Origin of the sequence: Dongia sp. (genome assembly GCF_041905885.1) — a bacterium.
In the GTDB taxonomy this organism is placed as follows: Bacteria; Pseudomonadota; Alphaproteobacteria; order Dongiales; family Dongiaceae; genus Dongia.
In genome coordinates this window covers 15,904-34,363 of record NZ_JAYRKD010000016.1, presented here as the reverse complement: position 1 = coordinate 34,363, position 18,460 = coordinate 15,904, and the positions used below count along the sequence as shown (strand labels likewise).

Genomic DNA, 18,460 nt, shown 5'->3' with positions numbered 1-18,460 from the left:
ATGGCGCTGCCGCGGGACGCAACGGCTCAACGCCCTCTCGAGTTCGGCACCAAGGCGGAGACGCTCGCGCGGCTGCGCCCGGTCCTGCACAGTGCCGAGATCCTGCCGCTGCAGATCGTCGAGCGAAAGGGCTGGGAGGCCGCCTCCGACGCGACTCTCAAGATTGCCGAGCGTGACGGCTGGCTGAAGGCGCCGCTGATCGTGCGCTCCAGTGCGCGGCATGAAGACAAGGCCGGCGCTTCGCAGGCTGGCCGCTTCCTCTCCATTCCAAATGTGCTTGGCCTCGCCGATCTCAAGGCGGCGATCGACCGGGTCTTCGCCTCTTACGACGAGACCGACCCGACCGACCAGGTCCTGATCCAGCCGATGCTGCAATCGGTCGACATGTCGGGCGTGGTCTTCACCAGCGATCCCAACAGCGGCTCGCCTTACCTGGTCATCAACTACGAGACCGAAGGCGACACCGCGGCGGTGACCGGCGGCAAGCAAAGCCCGCTGGAAACCCATCTGCACTTGAAGGGCGAGAATCCGAGCCTCTGTCCGGCGCCGCTCCGGCCGCTGCTGACGCTGGCGGGGGAGCTGGAATCGATCTTCGGCCTGGCCGAGCTCGACATCGAGTTCACCTTCGCCCAGGGCAAGCTCTACCTGCTGCAGGTCCGGCCGCTGGTTGGCGGCAGCCTCTCGCCGCGCGAGACGGCAGCGCATCGCGCCCGGCTCCAGACCATCGCCGACAAGATTGCCGTCGCCAACCGCCCGCATCCCTATCTCCGCGGCCGGCGCACGGTCTATGGCGTGATGCCGGACTGGAATCCGGCGGAGATCATCGGCGTGCGGCCGCGGCCGCTGGCACTCTCGCTCTATCGCAATCTCATCACCGACAGCGTCTGGGCCTATCAGCGGCACAACTACGGCTACCGCAATCTCCGATCCTTTCCATTGATCGTGAGCTTCCATGGCCTCCCCTATGTGGACGTGCGGGTGAGCTTCAACAGCTTCGTGCCCGGCGACATCGAGGACGGGCTCGCCGACCGGATGGTCGATGCCTATATCGACCAGCTCCTCGCGGCGCCGACCTTGCACGACAAGGTCGAGTTCGAGATCGTCCATTCCTGCTACAGCTTCGATCTTCAGGATCGGCTGAAGCGGCTCCGCGACCGGGGTTTCAGCACTGGCGACCTCGATTGCGTCACCGAGAGTCTGCGCCGCCTTACCAACCGCGTGGTCCATGCCGAAAGCGGGCTCTGGAAGCAGGACAGCGCCAAGATCGAGGTGCTGCAGCAGCGCCAGCAGACCATCCTCAACGCCGACATGGACGAGCTCGGCAAGGTCTATTGGCTGCTCGAGGACTGCAAGCGCTACGGCACTCTGCCCTTCGCCGGCTTGGCGCGCGCCGGCTTCATCGCGGTGCAGATGCTGAAGTCGCTGGTGACGGTCGGCATCCTGGCCCGGGAGCAGTATGACTGCTTCATGGCCGGGCTCGACACAGTCAGCGGCCGGATGGCGGAAGATTTCCGCAATCTCTCCAAACCCGCCTTCCTGGAACGCTACGGCCACCTGCGGCCGGGCACCTATGACATTCTCTCGCCGCGCTACGACGAAGCGCCGGACCGCTATCTCGACTGGTCGAAGCAGTCGGCGCCGGCGAAGCCGCACCAGCCCTTCGCGCTGTCGCTGGCGCAGATCCGCCAGATCGACAAGCTCCTGGCGGAGCACAAGCTCGACATGGACGTGGTGCGCCTGTTCGATTTCATCCAGGCCAGCATCCAGGGCCGCGAGCACTCCAAGTTCGTTTTCACCAAGTCGCTCTCGGACTCGCTGAAACTGCTGACCACGCTCGGCGCCAAGCACGGCTTCGACGCCGAGGCGATGTCCTATTTCGACGCCGCCCTGATCGAGGAGCTCTACGTCTCGGCCGGCAATGCCGCCGAGATCATGGAGAGCAGCATCGCCAACGGCCGGGTGCGCTATGCCCAGGCCAAGCAGATCGTGCTGCCGCCGCTGATCCAAGGGTCGGACGATGTCTTCTCCTTCAGCCAGCTCCAGGCCGAGCCCAATTTCATCACCCAGGGCAAGGCCGAGGGACCGGTCACCGGCCATGACCGCCCGCTCGAGGAGCTCAAGGATGCGATCGTCATGATCCCGAGCGCCGATCCCGGCTTCGACTGGCTGTTCTCCTGCGGCATCCGCGGCTTCATCACCGCCTATGGCGGCGTCAATTCGCACATGGCGATCCGCGCCGGCGAGCTGCAGCTCCCGGCCGTGATCGGCGCGGGCGAGCTGCTGTTCAACCAGTGGCGGGGTGCCCGGCGTCTCGGCCTCGACTGCGCCAACCGCCGGGTCGACGTCATTCAATGACCTCACGGCGGGTCGCGATCAGCCAGCGGGTCGAGTTCCTGAAGGATCGCAACGAGCGGCGGGATTCGCTCGACCAGCGCTGGTCGCCGCTGCTGGCGAGCTGCGGCCTTCTTCCCGTGCCGATCCCCAACGCGCCCGACAGCACAGACGCGCTGCTGGCGGAGTTCGATCCCGCCGGCGTCATCCTGTCCGGCGGCGGCGATCTTTCCAGCCAGGGCGCCGATGCGGCGGATCGCGATGCAGTCGAGCGCAAGCTGGTGGATTGGGCGCGGTCGCAGCAGCGGCCGATCCTCGCCGTCTGCCGCGGCATGCAGCATCTCTTGACGGTGCTCGGCGCCGAGCTGGTCGCCGTCACCGGCCATGTCGCGGTGATGCACCCGGTCCGCTTCGCCGACGGCTCCGAGCGGGCGGTGAACAGCTTCCACAATTGGGGCTTTCGCGGCGTGCCGGTGGATTTCGACGTGATCGGCATCGCAGCGGACGATACGATCGAGGCGGCGCGCCATCGGCGCGAGCCGATCCTCTGCGTGATGTGGCATCCCGAGCGGATGTCGCCGTTCGCGCCCGAGGACCAGGACTTGCTGCAGAAACTCTTCGGAACACGCGCATGAGAGCCATCATTCTCGCCGCCGGGCGCGGCAGCCGCATGAAGGCGGCGACGGAAGACCGCCCGAAATGCCTGGTCGAGCTCGCGGGCCGCAGCCTCTTCTCGATGCAGCAGGCGGCGTTGCGCGCGGGCGGAGTCGCCGAGATCGCGGTCGTGGGTGGCTATCGGGCCGAGCAGCTGGTCCGTCCCGATGTGAAGCTGTTCCGGAACGAACGCTGGGCCGAGACCAACATGGTCATGTCCCTGGCCGCCGCGGCGCCCTGGCTGAAGCAGTCGGCCTGCCTGGTCAGCTATGCCGATATCTTCTATCCGGCGTCGACGGTGCGGCGGCTGGCGGCCCTGGCCGGGCCGGAGCTCGCCATCGCCTATGACCCCAACTGGCGCGCGCTCTGGGAAGCACGCTTCGCCGATCCCCTGTGCGACGCGGAGACCTTCCGCATGACCGACGGCAACCGCCTGGTGGAGATCGGTGCACGGGCGACCTCGCTCGACCAGATCGAAGGCCAGTATATGGGCCTGCTGCGCTTCACGCCGGAAAGCTGGGCCGGAGTCGAGACATTGCTTGCCGAGTTGGAACCGGCGCGGCGCGACAAGCTTGACATGACCGGTCTGCTCTCGCTGCTGCTAAAGCGCGGCCTCGACATCCGCGCGGTGCCGACCGATGCCGGCTGGGGTGAGGTCGATAGCGAGAGCGATCTCGCCTATTACGAAGCGGAAGTGGCGTCGGGCCGCATCAAGCTGCCGGCAGCGTAGCGTATTGCTCCAGGAACGGCCGGATCGCGGCGATCGCCAGATCCGGATGGGTCTTCAGCAGGCGATGTCCGGCCCCGGCTATCTCCACCACCGAGAACGGCCCCTGATAGGCGGCGCCGATCCTGGCTCGATCCTGCTCCGAGAAATAGGCGCCGGGTTCCGGGGCTTTCGGATGATCGACGGCCTTCCGCGTACCGGATACCATCAGCAGCGGCAGGCGCAAACCTTCCAGCCGGTCGAAATAGCTGAGCGGCCGCACCTTGCGCGCCACGACATCGAGACCGAAGAAACCTGCGCTGACGCCGGCAATGGCCTCGCGCTGCTCGGCGCGCGACTGGTAGGCACGCACCAGGGCGACCAGTGAATCCGGCATGCGCTGGTTGTCGAAGGGCGTGTCGACCATCGCTAGGCATTGCAGCTGCTGCGTTCGCCGGGCGAGGTCGAGCGCCACGATGCCGGAGAAGGATTCCGCCACGACGGCGAAGGGCGCCGCGCCGAAGCTCGCATTGATCGGTGCGATGAGCTCGCCCGCCAAAGTCGCAGGATCGTAGCCCCCAGCGGCTTTCTCGGACTGGCCATGGCCCTTGAGATCGCAGAACAGCAGGTTGAAATCGTCGAAACCGGACGCGAGATGCATGATCCGCTCGGAACTGCCGAGCGCGCCGTGCAGCATCAGCAGGTTGCGCTTGCCCGTCTCCGGCGGCGTCGCAAAGAAGACGGTCGGGCCGATCTGATCCCGCGTGAACTCCATGACCGGATCGGTTACCGCGGCTTCATCCAGAGGCCCTGGCCGGTCGGCAGCGACAGGATCTCGATGCCCTTCTGCTTGGCGAAGACGTCCCAGGCGCGCTTCTGGTGGATATGCGGCGCCCAGCCGTAGTCGTCGAGCAGCACGAAGCCGCCGGGCGAGAGCTTCGGCCAGAGCCATTCGGCGGCGGCGATCTCCGGTTCCACCACGTTCATGTCGATCGAGGCGAAGGCGAATTGCTGCGCGCTCACCTCGGCCAGGGTGTCCGGCACGCGGCCGCGAATGAGCTTGGCGTTCGGCCAGCGCGCGAACTTCCGCTGCACCATGGCGAAGAGGCTGTCGCCACCCTGGTATTTCGCATTCATCCCGGCGACGCCGAGCTTGCGCTCGGAATCGGTGATCTGCTCCTCGGGAATTCCGGCGAAGGTGTCGAGCAGGTAGTAGGTCCGGTCGGCGCGCTTCGCAAAGTCGAGATAGGTCATGACGGCGCCGGAGACGATGCCGGTGTTGACGCCGCATTCGATGAAGTCGCCTTCGAGCTGTGCCGCCTGCACCGCGACCCAGATCGCCATATGCACGCGCCATTCGAGATGCCGGCCGGCGGGGCCGTCGGTCATCCCAAACGCGTAGGCGGCGGCGAATCTCGGATCCTTGATGAACTCACAATTGTGCTGGGTGGCGAGCCCGTCGGTGTTGTAGGTTAGCGGCCCCTGCACCAGCATGCGGCCGTCGGGCAGCGGGAACTTCAAGTCGATCTTGACGGGAAACTGCAGGGACTGCTCGACCACGGGATCCACCTCACTGCCGGTCGCCGCGCTCCAGGCGGCGAAGCGGGATGATAGCGGATTCGGCCGCCGCCGAAATCCCCGCAGAAAAACCGTTTGTTGTGAGTCGATTAGCCGCTCGAATCGGGCCGCGCCGGCGGGGCGGCGCTCAGTAGGCGTTGCGTCCGGAGAAGCAGACGAAGGCGGTGCGCCAGAGGATCTTGATGTCGAGCCAGAGCGACCAGTGGTCGATGTAGTAGAGGTCGAGATCGACGCGGGCCTTCAACTGGTCGGGAGTGTCCACCGCGCCGCGATAGCCGTTCACCTGGGCAAGGCCGGTGATGCCGGGCTTCACGCGGTGGCGGAAGCTGTATTCGGAGACGATCTCATAGTGCTTCTTGTCGCCGATCAGCATGTGCGGCGTGTGCGGACGCGGGCCGACCAGCGACATCTCCCCGCGCAGCACGTTCATCAGCTGCGGCAGCTCGTCGAGGCTGGTCTTCCTGAGGAATGCGCCGATCTTGGTGACCCGCGGATCGCCGCGCTTGGTCTGCTTGGCGCCCTTCGGATCGGCAAGGTCGCAATACATGGTGCGGAACTTGTAGACATCGAACAGCCGGTCACCGAGACCCTGGCGGCGCTGGCGGAAGAAGATCGGGCCCTGGCTGTCGAGCCGGATGATGAGCGCGATCAGCAACAGCAGCGGCGAAAGGAAGATCAAGGCTCCGGAGGCCGCGGCGAAGTCGATCGCGGTCTTGATCAGCCGCTGCGGCTCGCGGATCGGCCGGTGCGCCAGCGAGTGCAGCTTCAGGCCGGCCATTTCCGCGGTTTCCTGATCGGCGGCGTTGAAGCCCATCAGGTCGGGCGCGAGCACGATGTCCACGGGGAGGACGCGCAGATTGCGGAGCAGGTCGAGGAGGCGCGCCTCGGCGGAATGGGGCAGGGCGATGACCACCTTGTCGAAGGCGGCGGATTTGTAGAGCTCGACCAGGTCGGCGGTGCTGCCGCGAATCTGGTGCGCGACGCTGGAATTCAGGGTGCGGCGGCTGTCGCGGTCGTCGAAGACGCCGATGATCTCGAACAAACCGGGCGCGGTCAATTCCACCCACTTGATCAGCCGCGCGGCCGATTCCCCGGCGCCGATGATGGCGACGCGCTGACGGGCCAGGATGCGATCGCTCAGCATCGGCCGCACCACCTGGAAGAAGCCGTGCGCCACGACCGTCGCCGACATCGCTATCAATTCAAACCACAGCAGCCAGGAGATCAGGTGATGGACCTCGGTCTCGGCGCTGCGCACGAAGAGAAGGCTCATCGCGAGCGGAAACAGCAGCGGCAGGCCGGTGCAGACGATCATCCGCGGCATGCGCGAGATGGCGGTGGTGTGCAGCAGCAGCAGCGGGTCGTGGACCTTCAGCGCCCGGCAGAAGCCGAGGAAAATGATGCAGGCCATGCCGGCGATGCCGAGCGCCATCAGGCGATAGATGTCGGCGCCGGGGACCGAGGCCACGACCCAGGCAACCGCTCCGGCGCCGACGAACAGCGCCAGGTCGATCGCCAGGCTGATGTAGCTCAGCTGCTGCGGCTGCAGGCGCCCGGTCGGCGCGCGCTTTGCGACGGGTGATGCCAGTCCTAGGAGTTCCAGCTTCCGACTTGGACTACGCATATCCATCAAATTCTGCCCCGACGAAGAAGCCCCCCGGCCGCTGCGGGAGGAGAACCCGCTGCCACGGCTGGCAGATCCGCTTTCGAATTTATTCCAAACTTTAGGTCATTTATTTGGATCTGCGTTTGGAAAACCGGCGAATTTGCTACCACCATATTGTGATTAACCATCTAATTCCGGGCCTCTGACTGGAGATTGATGGTATCCCGTTTTAATTGAATGTTGGAATTAGGGAATACCGTAGCACGGGCCGGCGTAATCGAGCGTGACAAGCCCGAATCCGGGCGGCAAAAACGCAACCTTCAAGGCGCGTTGCGCATTTACGGGGAGCCCGTGACCGCCGGTCCGGGCAGTCCAGCAACATTCCGTTGCCGCAGCTTCAGTTCGATCGACCTGCCAATAGCCAAATTAAAACGGGACATGATTAACGCTCGGTATTTAGCTGTATCATCAAGCAAATTTAGATTATTTTGCCCTCGGTATCAGCGGCGGAGATCGAACTTGACGGTTGTCGACGACGGGTCGAAAACGGGAAGAAAAAGATGAAACGGCTCCTCACATCTATCGCGTTAATCACGGCCGTTGCCTGGATGGCCGGGGCGGCGATCGCGCAGGATTCCTCCGCGACGCAAACGCCGGCCGCGACGACCTTGCCGGTCACCACGGTCCCAGCTGGAGCCACGCCCGCGGCGGCGCCGGTCCCGGCTGTGCCGGCCGAGCCGGCCACCGTGGTGGAGCCCGCAACGGCTGAACCCGGGCCGGCGCAGGCCGCACCGCAACCGCTCTATCGCATCAATGGCGGCGACACGATCCATATCTCGGTCTATGGCGAGCGTGATCTCGATCGCGACGTCGCGGTCGAGCCGGACGGCGGCATCGCCTTTCCGCTGGTCGGGAACATCAACGCGCGCGGGCTGACGCTCAGCGATCTGTCGAAGAAGATCGCGGATGCGCTCCGCGCCGGCAACATGCTGCCGAACGTGACCGATCCGGAGGTTACCGTCTCGCTGGTCAAGAGTTCGGGCAACTCCTTCTCGGTGATCGGCCAAGTGAAGCAGCCCGGCACCTTCGTGACCGACACGCAGGTCGATGTGATGCAGGCCCTGAGCTTGGCCGGCGGCCTGACGCCGTTCGCCAGCAAGAGCCGGATCATCGTGCTGCGCCGCGACAGCGGGGGCGTGCAGACGAAGATTCCGTTCGACTACTCCAGCGTCGAGGACGGGGAGCAGCTCAATATGAACATCCAACTGCAGGGCGGCGATGTGGTGGTCGTGCCGCAGGCCGGTCTTGGATTCTGATCGCTAATTTTTGCTTCGGGGGATTGGTATGGCCATCGGTGGGCGGGGACTGCGCGGGGTGAATCGCGCCCTCGCGCTGGCATTCGGGTTGTTGGTCAGCAGCCTCTGTATGATGTGCTTCCAGACGGGTACCGCCTTGGCGCAGGAATGGACCTTCGAATCCGCCTTGTCACAGCGGATGGGCTACAACAGCAACCTGCTGCTCCAGCCCAATGACGAAATCAGCACGTTCAGCTCGCAGACCACGCCGGAGTTCACGCTGTCCCGCACCAGCCCGACCTCGAAGATCGCCTTGCAGGGCCTGTTCGAGTTCAACCAATACATCAACCACTCCGATCTCAACTCCGAGGATCAGTTTGCTCGGCTGAACGCATCGAAGGACTTGAGCGAACGCAGCAAGGTGAGCTTCCGCGGCAGATTCGACCGTGACACCACGCTGGAATCCGAAGAGGAAGCGACGGACCAGTTCGTAAACGACTCGATCCGGCTGTATCGTTGGGATGCCAATCCCTCCTGGGATTACCTGCTGTCGCCGATCGACCGCCTCAACCTGTCCGCGCGGTACCTGCGCACCACCTATGACTCGCCGGAAAAGACCGACTACCAGGACTACGGCCCGACCGTCACCTATTCCCACGATCTGAGCGAGCTGGCGTCGGTCACCGCCAGCCTCAACTACTCCCGCTTCGAGCCCGATCAAACCGACAACGAGGGCCTGGACGGCGACACCGCCGAAAGCCAGGACACCTATGGCGGCCTGTTCGGCTACGAGTACCACCCGACCGAGCGCTTCACGATCGGCGGCGCCGCCGGCCTCAATTACAACATCACCCACCGCGAGAACCGGAAAGATCAAGACAGCATCAGCTATCGTTTCCAGTTCAACATGAACTATCAGATTAATGAACAGACCAACGCCCAGGTGACGCTCTCACGCGACACCGAGCCTACCGGCGACGGCGAAGAGCGGACCCGCAATCGCGGCTCGGTTAACCTGTCCTACCAGCTGAGCGAACTCACGGCGCTGTCGCTCAACACCAGCTATGTGGACGACCAGGAAACACAGTCGGAGGACGGCCTGTCGCGCTACCTGACGGTACAGCCGGCGGTCACCTGGAACGTGACCGAGGACCTCAAATTCCAGGCGTCATATCAGTTCCGCTACAAGAACGTCGAATCGGGCGGATCCGCCTACGACAACGCAGCGTTTATAACGCTGCGCTACGCGCTTCCCGATTTCAACTGGAGTGGTTTCTAGAATGGCCATCGCTCAATCCGGGTCATTGGGCTTTGACGGTGACAACCTCCTGGCCAACATCAACGTGCTGCACACTTTGCGGCGCAGAAAATGGATCGGCCTGGCGGTCGGCTTCGTGGCGTTTTCCGGCGCCGTGGCGATCGCACTGATCTGGCCACCGACCTATCAATCGACCGCGACGATCCTGATCGAAGAGCCGGATGTCCCGAGCGATCTCGTCAAGTCGACCGTGTCGACCTACGCCGACCAGCGACTGCAGGTCATCGAGCAGCGCGTCATGACGAACCAGAATCTCGGGGAGATCATCGACCGGTTCGGACTCTACCAGGCGGCGCTGGCGACCACGCCGCGCTCGGAGCTTATCAACCTCCTGCGCAGCAAGATCGATCTTGCCGTGCTGAGCGCCGATTTCGTCAGCAGCACGCGCAACAGCAACCAGCCGCAAGCGACGATCGCATTCACGGTCTCCTACGAGGACCGAAATCAGCGCGTCGCCCAGCAAGTGGCGAGCCGGCTGACCGACTTGTATCTCGCCGAGAACGTACAAACCCGTACCGAGAAGGCGGCGGGGACGACCGAGTTCCTGGCCCAGCAGTCGCAGAAGCTCTTTCAGGACGTGGAAGACGCCGAGAAGCGGCTGACCGAGTTCAAGACCAAGAACTCCAGCACCCTTCCCGAGCAAATCGACACCAACATGCGGATCCTCGAGCAGTTGCAGAGCCAGCTGCTGCAGAACCGCAGCACCCTTGAGCAGCTGACCGAGAAGCGTGCCTTCCTGCAGGGACAACTCGGACAGATCAGCCCCTATATGCCAATGACTTCCGGCGGGACGCCGGCGACGCCGCAAGCCCAGCTGATGGCGCTGGAACTCGAGTACATCGACCTTTCGGCGCGGTACGGCCCCAAGCATCCGCAGGTCGCTCACCTGAAGAAGCAGATCGACTCGCTGAAGGCCCAGGTTGGCACCAGCGACGAGCCGACTTCTACCCAGGCGCGCCTGTCCCAGTTGCAGGCCCAGCTTTCGGAAGCACTGCAGCGTTACGGCGAGAAGCATCCCGATGTGCAGAAGCTGCGCAAGCAGCTCGATGATCTCAAGGCCGAGATCGGCAAGGAGCCGAGCGTCTCGATGCTGTCGACGCCGAAAGGGCCGCCCGACAACCCGATGTACATCCAGATGCAAAACCAGCTCGGAGAATCCACCGCCGTGATGCAGGGCCTGCAGATGGAGACCGCGGCGCTCCAGGCCAAGATCGAGGAAACGCAGCAGCGCGTGCTCCAGACCCAGGCCTTGTCCGGCCAGTACAATTCCCTACAGCAGCAATACGAAGCTGCTGTGAAGCGCTACCAGGACTTCAAGGACAAGGAAGCGGATGCCCAGGTTGCCCAGAGCATGGAGCAACAGAGCAAGAGCGAGACCTTCTCTGTGATCGAGGCGCCGGAATTCCCGGAACTGCCGATCAAGCCGAACCGTAAGGTCCTGCTGCTGGCAGGTCTCGCGATGTCGGTGCTGCTTGCCGCTGGCGCTATGCTCGCCTTGGAGATGCTGGATTCGAAGGTCTACGAGCCGCGCGGCCTGGAGCGGGTGTTCGGGGAAGTGCCGCTCGCGACGGTTCCCTACATCACCACGCCACGGGAACGCACCAGCCGCTGGGTGAAGCTCGCTGCGGCCGTTCTTGCGGTCATCGCGGCGATCGCCGGCGCGCTGGTGGCGATCGATACGTTCTTGATGCCGCTCGACGTGCTTTGGGCGGCGCTGCAGACCAGGATCAATCCGTAGGCAATCGCGGGCAGGGCGATCAATCGTCGGATCGCCCCGGCCTGGTCCGCTGTGGCGGTCTCGCGTCTACTTCAAGGTCGAGGACACCTGGTGGGCTTCGTCCTGGCCGCGATAGTCGGGTTTGCCGGCCAAGGCCAGCGAGAAGGCGGCCTGCGCCTTGGTGGTCAGCCCCTTGCCCTTCAGCGCCATGCCGTAGTGGAACTGCATCTGCTGATTGTCGGGCAGCAGTGACGTTGCCCGCGCCAACAGGATGGCGGCGTCGTCGAAGTTGCCCTGGCGGACCAGGACCCAGCCGAGCGTATCCAGCAGCACCGCATTGTCGGAGCCTCTGAACTTCTCGGTGAGCTGGCGCGCCCGGTCCAGCAGCTGCGCGTCGGTCGGCCAGACATCGGCGATCAGGGCGGCGAGATTGTTGGCAGCTACCATGTCGTCGGGCCATTTCGCCAAGATCTTCTCATAGCCCGCTTTCGCCGCCTGGAAGTTTCCCGAGGTGTCGTAGGCGATGGCGGCGACCAGACCCATGCTTCGGTCATTCGGAAATTTCTGCGATGCGGCCTCGCTGACCTTCACGACTTCGTCGCTCTTGCGCTGCTGCGACAGCAGCTGCACCAGGCTGATATAAGGTTCGGTCGAATCCGGCTTGGCGGCAATGGCTTGCCGCAGCAGCTTCTCCGCCTCGTCTGCCTTGCCGGCCTGCATGCGGACCGCCGCCAGCAGCACCATCGACTTGGCGTCGCCGGCATCCTTGGCGATGCGCTCGCTCAGCAGCTTCTCCGCGAGCTCGGGCTTGCCGGATCGCATATAGGCGGCCACCAGCATCGGCCCGGTCTTCTCAAATGGTTCGCCGCCGTCCGCCGCCAGCTGCAACTCCGCGATCGCGGTCGCGAAGTCGCTACGTGCCATAGCGGACATGGCGACGATCCTGTGCCCGACCGCAGCAGTCGCGGGGTCCTTGATCAAGGTCTCGGCCAGCGCTTCGCCCTTGTCCGGGGCGCCGGTCCGTACCAGGAACTCCGCCTTCTGCACCTTGAGCTCGGGTGCGGCGGGGCGCATCGCGATCGCGACATCGAGATGCTGCAACGCCTCGTCCGGCGCCTTGGCGGCCAGCAGGCTGGCGAGACGCAGCCGCGCATCGACGTCATTCGGCGCGAGCCGCGTGATGTTGCGCAGCGCATCGATGGCAAGAACGGTGTCGCCGGTCGCTTCGTAGGCCTTCGAGAGCAGCACCAGCGCGGCAACCGAGTTCAGGTCTTTGTGCAGCACGGACTTCGCATCGGCGATGACGGCGTCGTACTTCTCGGCGTTGAGTTCGAGGCCGCTGCGCAGAAGCAGGGCGGGCTCGTTCTCCGCATCTTCCTTCAAAATCGCCTCGATCTGGACCAGGGCCTCGTCCGGTTTGCCCTGCAGCGCGGTCAGGCGCGCCAGCTCGACCTTGGCCCGCAGGCGGTCGTTAGCATTCGCGCCGTTCTGCTCGAGATCGTGCATCAGCGCCGTTGCTTCGTCGAACTTCTTGGCCTGCACATAGAGCTGCTCCAGCAGCAGCACGTATTTCGGCGCCAGCTTGGTCTGCTCGGCGAGCACCTTGATCTGCTTGATCGCCTCGTCGAGGCTGCGCTTCTGGACCAGGAAGCCGGCATAGGCGGCGATCAAGGCGTCGTTGTCGGCATTTGCCTCGAGCGCCTGCTTGAAGATCGTCTCCGCTTCGCCGAGTTGGTCGATCATCGCGAGCTGATTGGCGAGGTCGATGACGTAGTTCGGATTCTTGGGGTCGATCTCATGCATCTGGCGCAGCACCGTGACGACCTCGGTGGTCTTCTTCTGGTCAAACAGGATCTTCAGCTTGACCAGCAGCAGGTCCGTGCTCTTCGCATTGTCGGCGAGGCCCTGCTCGACGGTCGCCAGCGCCGCGTCGAGAGCGCCGCCGCGCGCCTGCCGGCCGGCCAAGACAACAAGGGCATCGACATTCTTCGGGTCGAGCGCCAGCGCTGCGCGCGCTTCCTTCTCCGCCTCGGGCAGCTTGCCTTCCAGCAGCAAGGCGGCCGCCATCAAGGTATGGCCTTCCGGCTTACCCGGGGCGTTGGCGAGGATCTGCTTGGCGTAGCGCTTGGTGCCGTCGACATTGGCGCCCAGCAGGGCGTACTGGCCGGCTTTGCGATTGGCGTCGAAATTCTTCGGGTCGGCGTCAGCGACCTTCTGGAAGGCCGCCGCCGCGGCGTCGCGCTTCTCCTGCTTCTCGGCGATCAGTCCCAGGTAGTATTGCGGTTCGAGGTTGGCCGGCTGGATCTGCAGCGCGTTTCGGAACTCGACCGCGGCCTTCGCGAAATCGCCGCTTTCATAGAGCGCCTTGCCGTTGGCGATGTATTTGGCCTCGAGGTCTTTCGGCGAATCGCAGCCGCCCAACCAAAGCAGTGCGGCGATACCAACCACGCCAGCACAGCGGAACAGCATCCGCATCTTAAAGTGCTCCCGGAAACCGCGCGTCCACTACACCCAGGCAACGCGCCGACCGCCGCAACATCCCATCGAATCGACTCTAATTCGAGAGTAAAATACTTGTCGAATCACACGATGGTGAGGGAGCGTGCGGGCGGTGCCCTTCGCACGTTCCGGTAAGGAGAACCGGGGTGAATCCTAGCCCAAGAGCAGCAGGGGGTGCGCTGCTGAAAAAGCCCCGCCACGACCGCCGTGGCTAGTATGCGTTCACGCCTTTGAAGCAGATCACCGCGGTGCGGACCATGATCTTGATGTCCAGCCACAGCGACCAATGATCGATGTAGTAGAGATCGAAGTCGATGCGGGCGCGCAGATGCTCGGGGGTATCGATGGCGCCGCGAAAGCCGTTCACCTGCGCCAAGCCGGTGATCCCGGGCTTCACCCGGTGACGAAAGCTGTATTCGTCGACCAAATCGAAGATCTGCTTGTCGCCGATCAGCATGTGCGGCGTGTGCGGGCGCGGTCCGACCAGGGACATCTCTCCGCGCAGCACGTTCAGGAGCTGCGGCAGTTCATCGATGCTGGAGCGCCGCAGCCAGCCGCCGATCCGGGTCACGCGCGGATCGCCGCGCTGGGTCTGCTGTCGCCCGCGGGTATCGCCGAGATCGGCACGCATGGTGCGGAACTTGTAAACCTGGAACAGGCTGTCGCCGAGCCCCTGGCGCGGCTGCCGGAACAGGATCGGGCCGCGGCTGTCGAGCTTGATCGCCAGCACCACCAGGAGCAGCAGGGGCGACAGGAACATCAGGGCCAACCCGGAGAGCAGCCGGTCTATGGCGCCCTTCACCAGGCGCTGCGACTCGCGGATCGGGCGATCGGTCAGCTTGTAGAGCTTCAGCCCGGCGATCTCCGACTGCCCCTGGTTGGCCGAGCGGAAGCCGATCAGATCCGGCGCCAGCGCGATATCGACCGGCAGCTGCCGGAGCTTCCTCAGCAGATGCAGCAGGCGGTCTTCCGCCGAATGCGGCAGGGCGATGACAATCTTGTCGAACGGCGCGCTCTTGTAGAGTTCGATGAGGTCGGCCGTGTTGCCGCGCACCAGGGGCGCCAGATTGCGGTCCACGAGCCGCTCGCGGCTCCGGTCGTCGAAGATGCCGATGACTTCGACCAGGCGCGGCTCGGTGACTTCGAGCCAGCGGATCAGGCGGCCCGCGGTTTCGCCGGAGCCGACCACCGCGACCCGCTGCGCCGCGACCAGCCGCTTGCTGGCGCCGGCGAGGCCGCCGAACAGAACCGTCCGTGAGACGACCGCAATGGCCGCGGCCGCCACCGCGCTGTAGCCGAGCCAGCCGGCAAGCCGGTCCACATTGGGATCGCCGTGCCCGACGAACGGCGCGCAGACCAGCATGGTGAGGGCCGGTGGCGCCCCGAAGCAGGCGACCGCCTTCAGGAAATGCGCCGAGACCGGCATGCGCGCGAGCGCCCTTGGCTCATGCAGGCGGGCCAGCGAGCAAGCGGCCGCGAACAACGCCATCAGCAGTGCGCCAATGAAGATCTGCGCCACACGATAGAGATCGCTCGGCTCCTGGCCCATCCACCAGGCCACCGCGACAATCGCGATCACGAACAGCGAGAAGTCTATAGCAACGCCGATCAGCCGGACATTCTGCGGCGAGAAGCCGCGAACACGGCCGCCTGCCGTCGTTCTGCCGAAATCGCCAGCATGAACGGCGGGGTTGTTGAGTTCCATCGAGAAGGCTCCCGTTGGTCAATGCTCCCCTGGAACTTCTTTTAGACCCCTAACCGTCCGCAGTTCTGTGGAGGAAGCGAAATTTACCATGTTCAGTTCGATCCTTGCGCCGGGAATGCTGTTCACATTCCTGTCGCAGTTCGAGTTCAATCCGAATTTCAAGAGTTGTGCCCGATACTCCGACGCCACCAAGAACGCCGTGGCAGCGTTCCGGTTCCATGTTCCTTTGCAGGAATCGGAGCGCCCAGTCGCCGCTCGTTGATCGACGGCCACGGCATGGGATCAACGACTGAATTGGAGCCTTCTTCCATTCGCTGAGATTGATTCGGAGCAAGTTCGGCGCGGAGAGGTGTCGGACTAATGCTGCGCGGCGCCTCGAGGTATGGCTCCTCGCGATCCGGCGACGAAACATGCGAGGTCGCACGCGGCGCCGGCACGACATGGTCGTGTGCGTTGCGCGAAGAATCATTCATTTCCCGCGTCAGCAACAGCTCCTCGTCATCTTCCACCTCGCGGAAGAAATACGGATTGGCACGCGGCGCGGCGCGGAGCGGTGCTTCCCGCGCTGGCACTTCGCGCATCGACGCTTCCCCCACGAACGGAGTTTCGCGTGCCGGGCGCTCCTGGATGTGCGTTCCGCGCAGAGGTGTTTCTTTCACCAGGACCTGCTGGATGACCGCATCATCGAGCGGAATCTGGTGCGCCACAATCGGCGCGACCTTGCCGCCTTGACGGCGCTCCGGCGCACCGGTGAAAGGTCCAGGTTGTTCCGGAATCGTTGCGACGAAGTCGGGCGTTTCGCGCGCCGGACCCGGGGCGGGCGGCTCAGCTCTCGGCGCGGCGGGTTTGGCGGGCGGAGGCGCCTCGCTTGCAGCCGCGCCGAGGTTGGCGAGCTTCATGATCTCGGCCCGCACCGTCGGGTCATCCGCCGGTACCGCCTGAGCAAACGGCGCGATCCCGCTCAGCTGGCGATCCGACACCACGCGGAAGACGAGATCCTCGCCGATCACCGGTGTCTCGTCGGCAAAGCCGTACACCAGGGCCATGTCGCAGATCGAGTTGATCAAGCGCGGAATGCCGCCCGAGAAATACTGGATGGCACCCATCGCCATCTCGGTGAACAGCGGCCGGTCGGACCCGGCGACCTTCACCCGGTGCTCGATGTAGCGCCGGGTCTCCGCATAGGGGAGCGGGGTCAGATGATGCGAAACCGCGATCCGCTGCGCAAACTGCGAGAGCTCCGGGCGCCGCAGCTTCTCAAGCAGCTCCGGCTGCCCGACCAGGACGACCTGCAGCAGCAGATCCTTGCCGGAATTGATGTTGGAGAGGAGCCGCAGCTCCTCCAAGACCTCGATCGACAGGTTCTGCGCCTCATCGACGATCAGGATGCACTGCCGGCCCGCGCCGTATTCGGCGATCAGGTATTCCATCAGCTCCTGATAGGTCTCCGCCGGATGGGTGCCGCTCGGCTTCTGGCCGAACGACGTCATCGCCCAGGCGGCGATGTCCTTCAACGCGTGATGGGTGTTGGAAATGAGTCCAACGGTGAAGTCGCGGCCGACCCGGCCGAGGAATGCGCGCACCAGCGTCGTCTTGCCAGAGCCGATCTCGCCGGTGATGACGCAGAAGCCGGCTTGGCCGGTCAGGCTGTATTCGAGCAGGCTGAGGCCGACCGCGTGGCGGCTGCTCAGGAACAGGAACTCCGGGTCCGGCAGCAGACTGAACGGCTTGTTCTTCAGATTGAAGAAGGCTTCGTACATCTCTCGTCCATACAACGCTTACTCGGATCGGACCGGCGGTGAAGCCGATCCGCGGCTCTCGGATGTCAACGCGATCCGTTCAGCAAGGTCCCGATTATCTGGTAGTTGCGCAGGAGATCGGCGGCCCGATCGAGCTCGGTCTTGGTGGTGTGCCCGCTGCGCGCGACGAACAGCACCCCTTCGACATTGGGCAGGAACCCCAACGTCTCGCCGGATTCCAGCAGCGGCGGGGTATCGAAAATGATGATGCGGTCGTGATAGCGGTTGCGCAATTCGCGCACCAACGCCGCCATGCGCGGCGAGCTGATCAATTCCGCGGATTCACCCTTGGAGACGCAGGCCGGCAGCACGACCAGGCGGCGCATGCCCGGGTTGACCAGGCAATCCTTGATGTCGCATTCGCCGTGCAGATAGTTCTCGATGCCCTTGGCCGGCGTGAGGCCGAACTTGCGGTGGATGCTGGGCTCGCGGAGATTGAGATCGACCAGCAGCACGGTCTGGTTCACGTCGAGCGCGATCGAAATCGCGAGATTGGCCGCCGTCGTGGTGGCGCCGTCGCCGTGGCTCGCGCCGGTCACGGCGATCGTGCTGATGTCGAGCTTCTTCATCCGCTGCAGCACCTGCGCGCGCAGCACGCGATAGACGTCAGCCACCGGATTGCGCAGATCGTCGGCCACCAGACGCTCCTCCGATGTCTTGCGGGCATTCGTCGGCAGCACGGCAGTCTCGGTGTAGTCCGGCATGACGCCGTGCACCGAAGCCTGCGTATTCGGCCGCCGCGCGGATTCGTTCGTCGCGCTGGAACTGCGATGACCCGACCGCATCTCCCGGGCGCGGGCCAAGGCTTTCTCGATATGCTCCATCAGCGTGTCCCCACTGTAGCAACAGCAACCGTCTGAGCCGGGTTCAGGTCCCGGAAGTTACTCACGTGCTCCGGGACGGTTCCATTCGGTCGGATGGCCCGGACCGCTCGCTGCGAGCGAGCCGCCCCCGCTGTTTATGCTGCAACCGCGAAATCGTTCCCACATTAGCGGAGCGGCCCGGCATTGATAAGCGGATTTCCGCGAAGCAAATCGGGCGCGCGGGGGAATTCTAGGGATAGCCCAGTCAGCCGCCAATCCGGAACCGACCGATCAACCACACTATCGTATACTGGTTGCTTAAAATTTCGTAAAATTCGCGCTTTCGCAGTTGCACAAATCCATCGACTTTGCTCCACTGGAAATCGGGGCCGAATCCGGGACTTTTGTAACGCGTTTGTCGTTGCACACCGAGGCTTCCAGCCAGCTCC

Annotated in this window: 13 protein-coding genes; 6 read left to right on the top strand and 7 right to left on the bottom strand. The window is 64.3% G+C overall.

Translation table 11 applies throughout. From position 1 onward, the window contains the following. Genes ACH2CY_RS16580 through ACH2CY_RS16570 form a run of 3 tightly spaced genes read left to right on the top strand, consistent with a single transcriptional unit; the run spans window position 1 to window position 3,715 of the window. A complete protein-coding gene (locus ACH2CY_RS16580) occupies window positions 1-2,355 on the top strand; it encodes a PEP/pyruvate-binding domain-containing protein (protein ID WP_395020421.1) in 2,355 nt (784 codons plus the stop codon). Continuing rightward, on the top strand, window positions 2,352-2,966 hold the full coding sequence (locus ACH2CY_RS16575) for a gamma-glutamyl-gamma-aminobutyrate hydrolase family protein (RefSeq protein WP_395020420.1): 615 nt from the start codon (window positions 2,352-2,354) through the stop codon (window positions 2,964-2,966). Before ACH2CY_RS16580 ends, ACH2CY_RS16575 begins: the two co-directional genes overlap by 4 nt. Continuing rightward, window positions 2,963-3,715: a phosphocholine cytidylyltransferase family protein gene (locus ACH2CY_RS16570; RefSeq protein ID WP_395020419.1), complete on the top strand. Its 753-nt coding sequence runs from the start codon at window positions 2,963-2,965 to the stop codon at window positions 3,713-3,715. Before ACH2CY_RS16575 ends, ACH2CY_RS16570 begins: the two co-directional genes overlap by 4 nt. Here the strand turns inward: ACH2CY_RS16570 and ACH2CY_RS16565 are convergent. The 3 genes from ACH2CY_RS16565 to ACH2CY_RS16555 all read right to left on the bottom strand — a co-directional run bounded on the left by ACH2CY_RS16565 (window position 3,696) and on the right by ACH2CY_RS16555 (window position 6,899). After that, on the bottom strand, window positions 3,696-4,466 hold the full coding sequence (locus tag ACH2CY_RS16565; protein ID WP_395020418.1) for an alpha/beta fold hydrolase: 771 nt from the start codon (window positions 4,464-4,466) through the stop codon (window positions 3,696-3,698). The two genes, ACH2CY_RS16570 and ACH2CY_RS16565, sit on opposite strands and share 20 nt — an antisense overlap. Before the next feature lie 11 nt (window positions 4,467-4,477). Further along, window positions 4,478-5,251 carry a TylF/MycF/NovP-related O-methyltransferase gene (locus ACH2CY_RS16560; RefSeq protein WP_395020417.1) on the bottom strand — a complete coding sequence of 258 codons (774 nt, stop codon included), beginning with the start codon at window positions 5,249-5,251 and terminating at the stop codon, window positions 4,478-4,480. Between the two features lie 145 nt (window positions 5,252-5,396). Further along, window positions 5,397-6,899, bottom strand: coding sequence for an undecaprenyl-phosphate glucose phosphotransferase (locus tag ACH2CY_RS16555; RefSeq protein ID WP_395020416.1), 1,503 nt, complete (start codon window positions 6,897-6,899; stop codon window positions 5,397-5,399). Between the two features lie 536 nt (window positions 6,900-7,435). Between ACH2CY_RS16555 and ACH2CY_RS16550 the strand changes: the two genes are divergently transcribed. The 3 genes from ACH2CY_RS16550 to ACH2CY_RS16540 are packed head-to-tail and all read left to right on the top strand — an operon-like array spanning window position 7,436 to window position 11,226. Continuing rightward, window positions 7,436-8,191, top strand: coding sequence for a polysaccharide biosynthesis/export family protein (locus ACH2CY_RS16550; protein WP_395020415.1), 756 nt, complete (start codon window positions 7,436-7,438; stop codon window positions 8,189-8,191). 28 nt (window positions 8,192-8,219) lie between these two features. Continuing rightward, window positions 8,220-9,449 (top strand): DUF481 domain-containing protein, encoded by a 1,230-nt coding sequence (locus ACH2CY_RS16545; RefSeq protein WP_395020414.1) that lies wholly within the window; start codon window positions 8,220-8,222, stop codon window positions 9,447-9,449. A gap of 1 nt (window position 9,450) precedes the next feature. Further along, complete coding sequence (locus ACH2CY_RS16540) at window positions 9,451-11,226, top strand: GumC family protein (protein ID WP_395020413.1); 1,776 nt, start codon at window positions 9,451-9,453, stop codon at window positions 11,224-11,226. Window positions 11,227-11,292: 66 nt separating this feature from the next. Here ACH2CY_RS16540 and ACH2CY_RS16535 read toward each other — a convergent pair whose 3' ends face one another. The 4 genes from ACH2CY_RS16535 to ACH2CY_RS16520 form a co-directional block, all read right to left on the bottom strand. Further along, window positions 11,293-13,680 (bottom strand): tetratricopeptide repeat protein, encoded by a 2,388-nt coding sequence (locus tag ACH2CY_RS16535; protein ID WP_395020412.1) that lies wholly within the window; start codon window positions 13,678-13,680, stop codon window positions 11,293-11,295. A 235-nt stretch (window positions 13,681-13,915) separates the two neighbouring features. After that, the gene (locus ACH2CY_RS16530) at window positions 13,916-15,409 is read right to left on the bottom strand and encodes an undecaprenyl-phosphate glucose phosphotransferase (RefSeq protein ID WP_395020411.1); all 1,494 of its coding nucleotides are present in this window, start codon (window positions 15,407-15,409) and stop codon (window positions 13,916-13,918) included. A gap of 158 nt (window positions 15,410-15,567) precedes the next feature. Continuing rightward, a complete protein-coding gene (locus ACH2CY_RS16525; RefSeq protein ID WP_395020410.1) occupies window positions 15,568-17,169 on the bottom strand; it encodes an ExeA family protein in 1,602 nt (533 codons plus the stop codon). Between the two features lie 65 nt (window positions 17,170-17,234). After that, the gene (locus ACH2CY_RS16520; protein WP_395020409.1) at window positions 17,235-18,032 is read right to left on the bottom strand and encodes a CpsD/CapB family tyrosine-protein kinase; all 798 of its coding nucleotides are present in this window, start codon (window positions 18,030-18,032) and stop codon (window positions 17,235-17,237) included. Window positions 18,033-18,460: the final 428 nt, after the last annotated feature.

Coding starts and splice junctions, on each gene's coding strand:
- ACH2CY_RS16580 (WP_395020421.1), top strand. CDS start 1: ATGGCGCTGCCGCGGGACGCAACGGCTCAACGCCCTCTCGAGTTCGGC.
- ACH2CY_RS16575 (WP_395020420.1), top strand. CDS start 2,352: ATGACCTCACGGCGGGTCGCGATCAGCCAGCGGGTCGAGTTCCTGAAG.
- ACH2CY_RS16570 (WP_395020419.1), top strand. CDS start 2,963: ATGAGAGCCATCATTCTCGCCGCCGGGCGCGGCAGCCGCATGAAGGCG.
- ACH2CY_RS16565 (WP_395020418.1), bottom strand. CDS start 4,466: ATGGAGTTCACGCGGGATCAGATCGGCCCGACCGTCTTCTTTGCGACG.
- ACH2CY_RS16555 (WP_395020416.1), bottom strand. CDS start 6,899: ATGGATATGCGTAGTCCAAGTCGGAAGCTGGAACTCCTAGGACTGGCA.
- ACH2CY_RS16550 (WP_395020415.1), top strand. CDS start 7,436: ATGAAACGGCTCCTCACATCTATCGCGTTAATCACGGCCGTTGCCTGG.
- ACH2CY_RS16545 (WP_395020414.1), top strand. CDS start 8,220: ATGGCCATCGGTGGGCGGGGACTGCGCGGGGTGAATCGCGCCCTCGCG.
- ACH2CY_RS16540 (WP_395020413.1), top strand. CDS start 9,451: ATGGCCATCGCTCAATCCGGGTCATTGGGCTTTGACGGTGACAACCTC.
- ACH2CY_RS16535 (WP_395020412.1), bottom strand. CDS start 13,680: ATGCGGATGCTGTTCCGCTGTGCTGGCGTGGTTGGTATCGCCGCACTG.
- ACH2CY_RS16530 (WP_395020411.1), bottom strand. CDS start 15,409: ATGGAACTCAACAACCCCGCCGTTCATGCTGGCGATTTCGGCAGAACG.
- ACH2CY_RS16525 (WP_395020410.1), bottom strand. CDS start 17,169: ATGTACGAAGCCTTCTTCAATCTGAAGAACAAGCCGTTCAGTCTGCTG.
- ACH2CY_RS16520 (WP_395020409.1), bottom strand. CDS start 18,032: ATGGAGCATATCGAGAAAGCCTTGGCCCGCGCCCGGGAGATGCGGTCG.